Origin of the sequence: Zoogloea sp. (assembly GCF_030157465.1) — a bacterium.
GTDB lineage: Bacteria > Pseudomonadota > Gammaproteobacteria > Burkholderiales > Rhodocyclaceae > Zoogloea.
In genome coordinates this window covers 1-12,389 of record NZ_JAOAUU010000056.1, presented here as the reverse complement: position 1 = coordinate 12,389, position 12,389 = coordinate 1, and the positions used below count along the sequence as shown (strand labels likewise).

The 12,389-nt window shown below is 65.9% G+C and carries 5 protein-coding genes; 3 read left to right on the top strand and 2 right to left on the bottom strand.

The genetic code is table 11. From position 1 onward, the window contains the following. Positions 1–172: 172 nt before the first annotated feature. The 3 genes from Q1W26_RS06315 to Q1W26_RS06305 all read left to right on the top strand — a co-directional run bounded on the left by Q1W26_RS06315 (position 173) and on the right by Q1W26_RS06305 (position 10,072). Complete coding sequence (locus tag Q1W26_RS06315; protein ID WP_300437335.1) at positions 173–7,351, top strand: SdrD B-like domain-containing protein; 7,179 nt, start codon at positions 173–175, stop codon at positions 7,349–7,351. Positions 7,352–7,438: 87 nt separating this feature from the next. Continuing rightward, the gene (locus Q1W26_RS06310) at positions 7,439–8,125 is read left to right on the top strand and encodes a PEP-CTERM sorting domain-containing protein (RefSeq protein WP_300437332.1); all 687 of its coding nucleotides are present in this window, start codon (positions 7,439–7,441) and stop codon (positions 8,123–8,125) included. Between the two features lie 276 nt (positions 8,126–8,401). Further along, the gene (locus tag Q1W26_RS06305) at positions 8,402–10,072 is read left to right on the top strand and encodes a tetratricopeptide repeat protein (protein WP_300437329.1); all 1,671 of its coding nucleotides are present in this window, start codon (positions 8,402–8,404) and stop codon (positions 10,070–10,072) included. Between the two features lie 31 nt (positions 10,073–10,103). On the opposite strand, the gene Q1W26_RS06300 is transcribed toward Q1W26_RS06305, so the two are convergent. Continuing rightward, the gene (locus tag Q1W26_RS06300; protein ID WP_300437327.1) at positions 10,104–11,276 is read right to left on the bottom strand and encodes a diguanylate cyclase; all 1,173 of its coding nucleotides are present in this window, start codon (positions 11,274–11,276) and stop codon (positions 10,104–10,106) included. A gap of 202 nt (positions 11,277–11,478) precedes the next feature. Beyond that, on the bottom strand, positions 11,479–12,389 hold a 911-nt coding region (locus Q1W26_RS06295; protein ID WP_300437325.1), incomplete at its 5' end, for a phosphoglycerate kinase.

The following is a 12,389-nucleotide window of genomic DNA, read 5'->3' as shown; positions in this document are numbered from 1 at the left end:
TAAAAATGGAGCACGAAGCCCATAAGTTATTGAGATGAACGGTATTTGATGTTTTTGACAATTAATTCCGCAGGGGTGGCCCGCAAATTGCTGTTATTACCTCGATTTTCTCGACTCGCCGCGGTTTTGCTCGTGCCCGGCGAAACCAAAAACAGAAAAATGGAGGTCGTTCATGGCTATTACGCGTTACGGAACAAGCGTCACCCTTTGCGAAGACACTCGTCAGACCTTTGAGCTGTATGACCTGCTCAAGCAGGCAGATCCCAACTACAGCGCCGTTGAGCCCGCCCGCATCACGCTCTACGTTTTCAATGGCTCCACGTGGGTCACGGTCTCTGCGCCCGGCTTCTTCTCCGCGGTCGACAAGGACACGTTCGAAGTCGATATGTCCTACCTGCCGAACTTCAACGGCATCCAGCAGGTGCGTGTGCTGGGCTCGGACAGCTCCGGCAACTCCTTCATCCTCAACCTGACGATCAACGTCACGCCGGTCAATGACGCCCCCACCGGCGAAGACGAAACCGTTGCGCTGGCAAACGGCGACAGCTACGTGCTGGGCCTGGCCGACTTCGGCTTCAACGACCCGGTCGAAGGCGACGCCTTCAAGTCGGTGGTCTTCACCACCGTGCCGGCCCACGGCACCCTGCTGCTCGACGGCGTGGCCGTGACGGCTGGCCAGGAAATCCTGGCTTCCGACATCGAAGCCGGCAAGCTCAGCTACACCGCCCCGGTGGATGCCGGCGGCCCGATCGGCTTCGACTTCCAGGTGCGTGACACCGGCGGCACCGACGGCTGCGGCGGCAACGACCTCGATCTCACCCCGAACACCATCACCTTCAACGTGCCTTACCCCGCCACCGCCATCATCGGCGACCGCGTGTGGGAAGACACCAACGGCAACGGCGTGCAGGACACCGGTGAAACCGGCCTTGCCGGCGTCACCGTCGTGCTCAAGGACATCGCGGGCAGCACGGTGGCCACCACCACCACCGACGCCAACGGCAACTACAGCTTCACGGTCAATGCCGGCACCTACTCGGTGGCTATCGTGGCCCCGGCCGGCTACAAGGTCACCGAGGCCGACATGGGCCCCAGCGACGCCACCGACAGCGACATCGACGACGCCGGCAACAGCCCGCTGGTAACCGTGGCCGCCGGTGACAACAACACCACCATCGACGCCGGCCTGTTCCGCACTGCCGAAATCGGCGACCGCGTGTGGCTCGACACCAATGGCAACGGCCAGCAGGACACGGGCGAAGCCGGTGTCGCCGGCGTTATCGTGCGCCTCTACAACGCTGCGGGCGACCTGGTGGATGGCCCCCTCGCCACCGACGCCAACGGCAACTACCTCTTCACGAACCTCCGCCCCGGCACCTACAGCGTCCAGTTCGACAAGACCACGCTGCCGGCCGGCTACAGCTTCACCACCGCCAACAGCGGCAGTGACGTGACCGACTCCGACGCCAACAGCCTGGACGGCAAGACCATCCAGACCGTGCTCGACTCCGGTGAATCCGACCGGACCTGGGACGCCGGCATCGTCGCCAACCCGGGCGCCATCACCGGCACCGTGCTGGAAGACCTGGACCACAACGGCACGGGCGACACCCCGATCGCCGGCGTCACGGTCGTGCTGAAGGACGCCAGCGGCGCTCCCGTAGCCACCACCACCACCGACGCCAACGGCAACTACAGCTTCGCGAACGTGCCGGCCGGCACCTACACGGTCGAACAAACCAACAAGCCGGGCTTCACCGACGTCAGCGACATCGACGGCGGCAACCCCAACAGCATCGCCGTGACGGTCACCCCGGGCGCCACCAATCCGGGCAACACCTTCATCGACGAGCGCCTGCCGGGCAACATCAGCGGCACCGTCCGGGAAGACCTGGACAACAACAACACGGGTGACACCCCGATCGCCGGCGTCACGGTCGTGCTGAAGGACGCCAGCGGCGCTCCCGTAGCCACCACCACCACCGACGCCAACGGCAACTACAGCTTCGCGAACGTGCCGGCCGGCACCTACACGGTCGAACAAACCAACAAGCCGGGCTACACCGACGTCAGCGACATCGACGGCGGCAACCCCAACAGCATCGCCGTCAGCCTGCAACCGGGTCAGAGCAGCACCGGCAACGACTTCGTCGACGAGCGTCCCGCCACCCTGGGCGACCGTGTGTGGCTCGACACCAACGCCAACGGCGTGCAGGACGCCGGTGAAGCCGGCCTTGCCGGCGTCACCGTGCAACTGAAGAACGCCGACGGCAGCGTGGCCCAGACCGCCACCACCGACGCCAACGGCAACTACAGCTTCACGGTCAGTGCCGGCACCTACTCGGTCGCCGTGCAAACCCCGAGCGGCTACGTCGTCACCGGCCAGGACCTGGGCGGCAACGAAGCGCTGGACTCCGACATCAACGCGGCCGGCCAAAGCGCGCAAGTCACCCTGACCTCCGGCCAGAACAACCCGAACGTCGACGCCGGCCTCTACAAGCTGGCCGAACTGGGCGATCGCGTGTGGTTCGACACCAACGGCAACGGCCAGCAAGACATGGGCGAAGCCGGCGTACAAGGCGTCAAGGTCACCCTGCTGGACGCCAGCGGCAACCCGGTGGGCGCCTCGCTCACCACCGACGCCAACGGCAACTACCTCTTCACGAACCTCCGCCCCGGCACCTACAGCGTCCAGTTCGACAAGACCACGCTGCCGGCCGGCTACAGCTTCACCACCGCCAACAGCGGCAGTGACGTGACCGACTCCGACGCCAACAGCCTGGACGGCAAGACCATCCAGACCGTGCTCGACTCCGGTGAATCCGACCGGACCTGGGACGCCGGCATCGTCGCCAACCCGGGCGCCATCACCGGCACCGTGCTGGAAGACCTGGACCACAACGGCACGGGCGACACCCCGATCGCCGGCGTCACGGTCGTGCTGAAGGACGCCAGCGGCGCTCCCGTAGCCACCACCACCACCGACGCCAACGGCAACTACAGCTTCGCGAACGTGCCGGCCGGCACCTACACGGTCGAACAAACCAACAAGCCGGGCTTCACCGACGTCAGCGACATCGACGGCGGCAACCCCAACAGCATCGCCGTGACGGTGACCCCGGGCGCCACCAATCCGGGTAACAACTTCATCGACGAGCGCACTGCGGCCATCGGTGACAAGGTGTGGCTGGACAAGAACGCCAACGGCGTTCAGGACGCGGGCGAAGCCGGCATTGCCGGTGTCACCGTGAAGCTGCTCGACAGCGCCGGCAACGTGGTGACGACCGCCACCACCGACGCCAACGGCAACTACCTGTTCGGCAACCTGGTTCCGGGCAACTACGCGGTGCAGGTCGTCGCACCGGCCGGTTACACGGTGACGGGCAAGGATCTGGGCGGCAACGATGCGCTGGATTCCGACATCGATCCGACCACCGGCAAGACCATCACGACCACCCTCAGCGCCGGCGAAACCGACCTGAGCTGGGATGCGGGCCTCTACCAGAAGGCTTCCATCGGTGACCGTGTGTGGCTGGATGCCAACAAGAACGGCGTGCAGGACACGGGAGAAGCCGGTATCGCCGGCGTGACCGTGAAGCTGATCAACGCGGCGGGCGGTGTTGCGGCCACGGCCACGACGGATGCCAACGGCAACTACCTGTTCAGCAACCTGACCCCGGGCAGCTACTCGGTGCAGGTCGTTGCTCCGGCGGGTTACAGCATCACCGGCAAGGATCTGGGCGGCAACGATGCGCTGGATTCGGACATCGATCCGGCCACTGGCAGCACCATCGCCACGACCCTGGAATCCGGCGAGAACGATCTGTCGTGGGATGCCGGCCTGTACCAGCAAACCGCTTCGTACGGCGACAAGGTGTGGCTCGACAAGAACGCCAACGGCGTGCAGGACGCAGGTGAAACCGGCCTGGCCGGCATTACCGTGAAGCTGCTCAACAGCACCGGCGGCGTGGTTGCAAGCACCACCACCGATGCCAACGGCAACTACCTGTTCAACAACCTCACCCCGGGCGATTACGCGGCCCAGGTGGTGGCGCCTGCCGGTTACTTCGTCAGCCCGAAAGACCAGGGCGGCAACGACGCGACCGACAGCGACTTCGACCCGACCACCGGCAAGACCATCAACACCACGCTGGTTGCCAACGAAAACGACCTGTCGTGGGATGCGGGCCTCTACCAGAAGGCTTCCATCGGCGACAAGGTGTGGGCTGACTGCAACAACAACGGCCTGCAGGATGGCACCGAAGCCGGCGTGCCGGGCGTGGTCGTCAAGCTGCTCGACGCCAGCGGCAACGTGGTTGCAACCACACTGACCGACGGTAGCGGCAACTACGTGTTCAAGGATCTGATGCCGGGAACCTACTCGGTTCAGGTGGTGGCGCCCGCGGGCTACACCTTCACCAGCCAGGACCAGGGCACCAACGACGCCATCGACTCCGACGTGGGGGCAGGCAGCGTGTCCGGCACCAACCTGATCGTCAATGGCAGCTTCGAGTCCGGCACGACCGGCTGGACCGGCTATGGCGACAGCATCGAAGTGGGCACCGCTGGCGCTTACGGCGTCTCCGCCGTGACCGGCGCCATGGTGGCCGAGCTGGATGCCAACTGCGTGGGCTCCAACACCGGCTTCTACCAGAACGTGGCCACGGTGGCCGGCCAGACTTACCAGCTGAGCGTCGATCTGGCCCAGCGTGCCGGTTATGCCGCTTCCACCAACACCGTGGAAGTCTGGTGGGAAGGCGCGAAGATCGCCACCATCGATCCGACCTCGACCGCGCTCACCAAGTACAGCTTCACGGTGACGGCAGCCGACGCCAGCAGCCGTGTCGAGTTCCGCGAGCAGGCGGGTGACGACGACAGCGTTGGCGGCATCATCGACAACGTCAGCCTCGTCAGCACCGCCTCCAGCGGCGCCGGCAAGACCGCGCAGACCGTGCTTGAGTCCGGCGAGAACGACATGAGCTGGGATGCCGGCCTGACCGTGCAGAAGGTGACGGCTACCTTCGACTTCAGTGGCAACACCGCCACCGATGGCACTGACGGCAACATCTACGGCTACAGCAACAACGGCATCTCGGTGAACGCCAGTGCCTGGAGCCGCGACAAGACCTACGGCTCCTGGTCCAAGGCTTTCCTGGGCGCCTACGGCGGCGGCCTCGGCGTGACCGACAGCAGCGAAGGCAGCGGCAGCGGCGATTCGCACACGGTGGATAACGTCGGCCGTGACAACTACGTCCTGTTCGAGTTCTCCCAGACCGTGGTGGTCGACAAGACCTACCTGGGCTACGTGGTTGGCGACAGCGACGTGAAGGTGTGGATCGGCAACGTGAATGGCGCCTTCGACAGCCACATCGCCCTCACCGATGCCGTGCTCTCCAGCATGGGCTTCACCGAGGTAAACAGCACCACGCTGAGCTCCGCCCGCTGGGCCGACCTGAACGCCAACGGCTTTGCCGGCAACGTGCTGGTCATTGCAGCCAACACCACGGGTGGTGATTGCAACGACAACTTCAAGATCGATCAGCTGGTTGTCAGCACCGCATCGGCCTTCTGCGCCACCGATGTCAGCATCGGTGACAAGGTGTGGAACGACGCCAACATGAACGGCGTGCAGGATGCAGGCGAAGCCGGTATTGCCGGCGTCACCGTCAAGCTGCTCAACAGCGCCGGTTCGGTGATCACCACCACCACCACCGACGCCAACGGCAACTACCTGTTCAGCCAGCTCGCGGCCGGCGACTACAAGATCCAGGTCGTCACCCCGAACGGCTACGTCATCACCGGCAAGGATGTGGGCGGCAACGATGCGCTCGACAGCGACATCGACAGCTCCGGCACCACCGGCATTTACACCCTCACCCAGGGCAGCAACAACCTGTCCGTGGATGCCGGCCTGTACTGCCCGCCGGTAACCGCCAGCATCGGTGACAAGGTGTGGGAGGACATGAACTACAACGGCCTGCAGGACGCGGGTGAAGCCGGCATCAAGGGCGTCACCGTCAAGCTGCTCAACTCCGCCGGCACCGTGGTGGCCACCGCCACGACCGACGCGAACGGCAACTACCTGTTCAGCAACCTTGCCCCCGGCGACTACAAGGTGCAGGTGGTTGCCCCGACCGGCTACTACATCACCAAGCAGAACCAGGGCACCAACGACGCCGTCGATTCCGACATCGACGCCGCCGGCAAGACCGCGCTCGTCACGCTTTCGGCGGGCGAGAACGACCTTTCGGTGGATGGCGGCCTGTATCGCAAGGCCAGCATTGGCGACAAGGTGTGGGACGACATCAACCACAACAACCTGCAGGACTCCGGCGAGGCAGGCATTGCCAACGTCAAGGTCTGGCTGTGGAGCGCGACCACCCAGAGCTGGACCAGCACCTACACGGATGCCTACGGCAACTACAAGTTCACCAACCTCAACCCGGGTTCGTACCAGCTCTGCTTCGACAAGAGCGCCACGGTTTACAAGGGCATCGACATGTCGAACTGGTTCTGGGGCACCAAAGACGTGGGCACCGACAACAGCCGGGACTCCGATGCCTACAGCACCACGGACCAGGCCTACACGGCCTTCACCACCCTGGTGTCCGGCGAAGCCGACATGACCTGGGACGCGGCGATCACCCCGATCGTCCTCGATCTGGATCGCAACGGCATCCAGACCATCGCCCGTGAAGACTCCACCGGCAAGTTCGACCTGTTCGGCAACGGCAAGGCGATCGACAGCGGCTGGATTTCCTCCGGTGATGCCTTCCTGGCGATCGACATCGACCACAACGGCAAGATCGACAGCCTCTCCGAACTGTTCGGCGGCACCAGCAAGGGCGACGGTTTTGCCAAGCTGGGCGCTTTCGACAGCAACGCTGACGGATTCGTCGATGCCAGCGATGCCCACTTCGCTGACCTGCGCGTCTGGCAGGACCTCAACGGCAACCACCAGACCGACGCCGGCGAACTGCGCACGCTCGCCGAAGCCGGTGTGGCCAGCCTGAAGGTCGATCACATCGATCTGCCGGCGGTGGATGCCCAGGGCAACCTGCACCTGGAACGCTCCAGCGCGGTGATGGCCGACGGCAGCAGCATCGACATGGCCGACGTGTATTTCAACGTCTCCCTGGCCGATGCCAACGAAGCCGGCGTCGAACTGCCCAACCTGGCATCCCTGCTGGGTGACGACCGCAGCCTCGACCTCGTCCTGGGTGCCAGCGTCTCGGTGGGCGAAGCTGCCGTGACGACCGCTTCGGCCGTCGGCAACGACAGCGCCGTCGCCGCCCTGGGTCAGCTCTCCAGCCTTTACGAAGAGCAGCAATACGCACTGATGGCCGCCTAAGCGACCCCCTCGCGCCGGTCGGATTGTTCCGGCCGGCGCGGCGGAACTTGATTTGCAACACCCCACTTTTTAACGCAGGAGCCCCAAATGAATCACTTCCCCCTCTTCAAGAAAGCCGCCCTGGCCCTCGCCGCTGCCGGCATGCTGGCCAGCGCCTCCGCCCACGCCGACTCGCTGGTGATGGCACCGGATCAGAACGTCCTGCTGGGCTTCAACGTCGATGTCGTTGGCGTTGCCGGCACCACCACCCACCAGGTCGACACCACTGTTTTCGACATCAACAGCGGCAGCTTCACCGCCTTCTGCTACGAGCTGCTGGCCGGCATCTCCAACGCCGCCCTGACCACCGGCGCCGACTTCACCGCCGGCACCAGCGTTCCGGGCGCCGTGCAGACCCTCTTCAACCAGAGCTACAGCAAGGTGCATCTGAACAGCGCGGTTGAAGTCGCCGGCTTCCAGATCGCCCTGTGGGAAGCCCTCGATGACAGCAACCTCGACACCGGCAGTCTGAAGAACTGGGTGGGCATTCCCGATGCCACCCACACCGCTGCCGACCTCACCGAAGCCTGGGACATCGCCTGGGTCTACCTCGAAGACCTGCGTAGCGGCGCCCCCTCCACCGGCAGCTTCTCGCTGACGACCTGGTCCAGCAACTCCAGCCAGGATCTGATCTCGGCCACGCCGAGCCAGAAGGTTCCTGAACCCACCACCCTGATGCTGGGCGCGCTGGGTCTGGCCGGCCTGTCCGTGGTGCGTCGCCGCAACAAGGCCTGAGTTTGAACGGGCGCTTCATCGCGTCCGTGTTCAAGCCTGTTGGGCAAGGAAAAAGGGGGCTTGCCCCCTTTTTTCCATTTTGGCGCACGCCCGATCCTGCCGTGACCCGGCAATAAATCGCGCCCGCACCCGAATGGGCAGGCCGACTGCCCCTGGCTGTGAAATATGCGATCGTCGGATGCCCCCGGCGTGGGCTATCTTTCGACGCGCTGCCCGCATCTGCGCGCCGGCCCGGCTGCTGCCGCGGCCCGAGTCGTTTTAGTTATCGAGGTTGTCATGAATCGAACCCGTCTCCTTCCGGCCCGCATTCTCGGGATCGGCCTTGCCCTCCTGGCCGGTGGCGCCTGCGCCGGGGCGCTGGTCAGCACACCGCAGCCCAGCCTGTCTGCCGAGCCGGCCCGCGCCGACCTGGACGCGCTCAACAAGGGGCAACTGGCGCTGCGGCTGCGGCAGTTCGAGCAGGCCGAAAAGGCTTTCAGCGAGGCCTACAAGCTCAATCCCCGCTCCGTGGAGGCCATGGTCGGGCTCGCCGCGGCGGCCCAGGGGCAGGGGCAGGGCAAGCTGGCCCGCGACTGGATGAGCAGTGCCGTGGCCATGGCCCCCGGCCAGGCCGGCGTGCTTCAGGCGCAGGCCCGTTTGCTGGTGGAGCAGGGCCTGCCGGCCGAGGCCGAGGCAAGCTACCGCGCCGCGATCGCCAGCCAGCCGGGCACCGTCCAGCTCAAGCTCGATCTGGCCTCCCTTTATCTTGAAAAACTCAAGAAGCCGGCCCTCGCCGTTGCCCAGCTGCGCGAAGTGCTCAAGCAGCACCCCGAGCTGGCCCAGGCCCACCTTGGCCTGGGGCTGGCCCTGTCGGCCGAGGGCAAGATCGAAGAGGCCGGACGTTCCATCGACGAAGCCGTGCGGCGTGATCCGGCCAACCCCTTTGGATTGCACGCCCAGGGCCTGATTGCCCTCAAGTTGAGCCAGGCCGACCGGGCGCTGGCCGCCTTCGACAAGGCGCTGGCCGTCCGCAAGGATTTTGCCGGTGCAATGCTGGGCCGCGGCGATGCATTGCTGGCCCTCGGCAAGGGCGATCAGGCCGTCGAGGCCTATGCCCGCGCGGCCAGCCTCGCCCCGACCAGCGCCTTGCCCCACGCGCTGCGCGGCCAGGCTTTCGAACGCATGAAGCGCCTGGCAGACGCCGAGGCCGCCTACCGGGCCGGCATCAAGATCGAACCGGAAGACGTGCGTCTCGCCAACAATCTGGCCTTCGTGCTGGCCAGCCAGCGGATCAAGCTCGACGAGGCCCTGGCGCTGGCCCGGAAAGCGGTGGCCAAGGATGAAAAACGGGCCAGCTATCACGACACCCTCGGGGTCGTGCTGATGGCCCGTAACGAACTGCCGGCGGCCCGCCAGGCCTTTGAACGCGGCCTGGCGCTCGAGCCTGCCAACGTGGCCCTGCGCCAGCATCACGCCCAGCTCGGAACGTCGCAGGCCGCCCCGCCCGTGCAGGTGGCTGCCGCCGCGGCTGTACCGGTGGCGGTGAAAACGGCCCCGCCGGCCGCGGCTCCTGCTCCTGCTCCGGTTACGCCGCCTGCGCCTGCCCCCGCCGCAGCCCGGCCGGCGACCGACCCGACCCCGCTCGTCGCCAGCCGTCTCGAAGCCTGGCGCCAGGCGTGGGAGGCCAAGGACGCCAGTCGCTATCTGGCCTTCTACGGCAGCAACTTCGTGCCCGCCGACAAGCGCGCCCGCAGCGCCTGGGAGGCCGATCGCCGGGTGAAGCTCGACAAGAAGGGTGACATCCAGGTGCAGCTTGGCACGCCCAGCTACAAGGTGGAGGGTGACGTGGTATCGGTCAGCTTCGAGCAGCGCTACCGCTCCGGCAACTACAGCGATGCCGGGCGCAAGCAGCTCGAATGGGTTCGGGAAGGCGGCGACTGGAAGATTCGCCGGGAGGCCCAGCTCTAAGCCGCAGCGATTTGCCGCGGAGGGCGGCCGGTCAGGCGGCGATCTCCCAGTGGCTGCCGCCGGAGTTCTTGGCGGCGTACATGGCCTTGTCGGCCAGGCCCAGCAAGTGGCCGAGTTCGTAGCCGCTCTCGGGGTAGAGGGCGATGCCGATGCTGGCGCCGAGCCGCTTGCCGGGGCAGACCTGCCCGGGAAGGTCGGTGATGGCGGTGAGGAGGCGGTTGCAGAAGTGGGTGATGTCGTCCTGGCCGTGGAGCTTGGGGCACAGCACCGCGAACTCGTCGCCACCGAGGCGTGCCACCACGTCGGTGGCGCGGGCCGTGGATTCCAGGGCGCGGGCGAGGGCGATCAGAACCCGGTCGCCGGTGGCGTGCCCCAGCGTGTCGTTGATCGGCTTGAAACCGTCCAGATCCAGCATCAGCAGTGCGCCTTGACCGGCATCCCCCTGGGCACGGGCCAGCACGCCCTGGGCCGCTTCGGTAAAGGCCTTGCGATTGGCCAGGCCGGTCAGGGCGTCCCGGCGCGCCAGCTCGCGCCACTGCTGGCTGTCGTGTTCGATCCGGCGAAACTGGCTCAGCATGCCGATGACGATGGCCAGGAAATTGCCCAGCGCAAGTACGAAAGCGCCTGTCTGGATGGCCCGCAGGTTGCGGGCGCGGCGCACCGAGTCATGTTCCAGCGCGGTGGTCAGGGTGTTCATCAGCGACAGGAGATCCTGGTTGTGATTCACCATGTAGTCGGCCGCCTGGCTCAGCCTGGGTGCCTGCGACCCGCCTACGGGGACGGGCGCCGAGAGCAGTTGCTCCAGGGGTGCGATGATCTCCTGGGCCCGGGCAACAACACGGGCCGCCTCGCCATGAACGGCCTGCAGGGTTACCGTCTTGCCGTCGCCGCCGCGGGTTTCGCCACCCTGGGCGAAGGCCTTCTGGGTTTGCAGGAGAAGCCCGAAGGCGGCTTCAAGCTCGAGGTTCGCCGCGTCGGAGCCGTTGGCGGTGGGGGCGTTCGTGGCCAGCAGCAGCGCCTTGGTGGTCTGCTGGGACAGCATGCGCTGGCGTCCGGCCAGGTTGATTGCCACCGCGTCCTGGGCCATCTGCTCGGCCAGCCACAGGTTGATCAGCAGCACGCTCAGGTCCAGCGCCACGAACAGCACGATGGCGCTGACGAGCCTGCGGGTGGAGCCAATCAGGGCGCTGACAGGAATTGGCATGGCCGGGTGCGTCCGGAGGGGAAAACCCCGCGGGGGGCGCAGCGCAATAATTCGATGACCTGATTATCGGCGCGGTGCGCCGTTTTTTCACGTTTTTGAAATCAAGAAAGTGCTGAGGTGCCGGCGGGGTCGGGTTGCCGGGCGCCAATAAAAAACATGCGGCCCGCAGGCCGCATGTCGGGGCGCTGAAGCGCAGTGCGGTTCAGTCCTTGAAGCGCTCTTCGAGGGCGGCAATGGCCGGCAGGGTGCGGCCTTCGAGGAATTCGAGGAAGGCGCCGCCGCCCGTGGAGATGTAGCCCACGTCGTCAGAGATGTTGAACTTGGCGATGGCTGCCAGGGTGTCGCCGCCGCCCGCGATGGAGAAGGCTTCGGAGTGGGCGATGGCGGAGGCCATCATCTTGGTGCCGCCGGCGAACTGGGGCAGCTCGAACACGCCGACCGGGCCGTTCCAGACGATGGTGCCGGCATTGGCGATGATTTCGCCGAGGCGCGCGGCGCTCTTCGGGCCGATGTCGAGAATGCGGTCGTGGGCCGACACGTCGTCGACGGAGATCTTGTTGGCGCGGGCCAGCGCAGAGACTTCGTCGGCCACGACCACGTCGGTCGGCAGCGGCACTTCGGCGCCGCGGGCCTTCATGATGTCCATGATCGCGTGGGCTTCCTTGACCAGGTCGGGCTCGGCCAGGGATTCGCCGATGCGCTTGCCGGAGGCCAGCAGGAAGGTGTTGGCGATGCCGCCGCCTACGATCAGCTGGTCAACCTTTTCGGCCAGCGAGCGCAGGATCGTGAGCTTGGAGGACACCTTGGAGCCGCCGACGATGGCCACCAGCGGGCGCTTGGGGGCGTGCAGGGCCTTGCCCAGCGCATCGATTTCGGCGCCCATCAGGATGCCGGCGCAGGCCACCGGGGCAAAGCGGGCGATGCCGTGGGTGGTGGCTTCGGCGCGGTGGGCGGTGCCGAAGGCATCGTTCACGTAGACGTCGCACAGGGCGGCCATCTTTTTGGCGAGCTCTTCGTTGTCTTTTTTCTCGCCCTTGTTGCAGCGGCAGTTTTCAAGCAGCACGACTTCGCCCGGGGCGACGCTGAAACCACCGTCGACCCAGTTCTGGATCA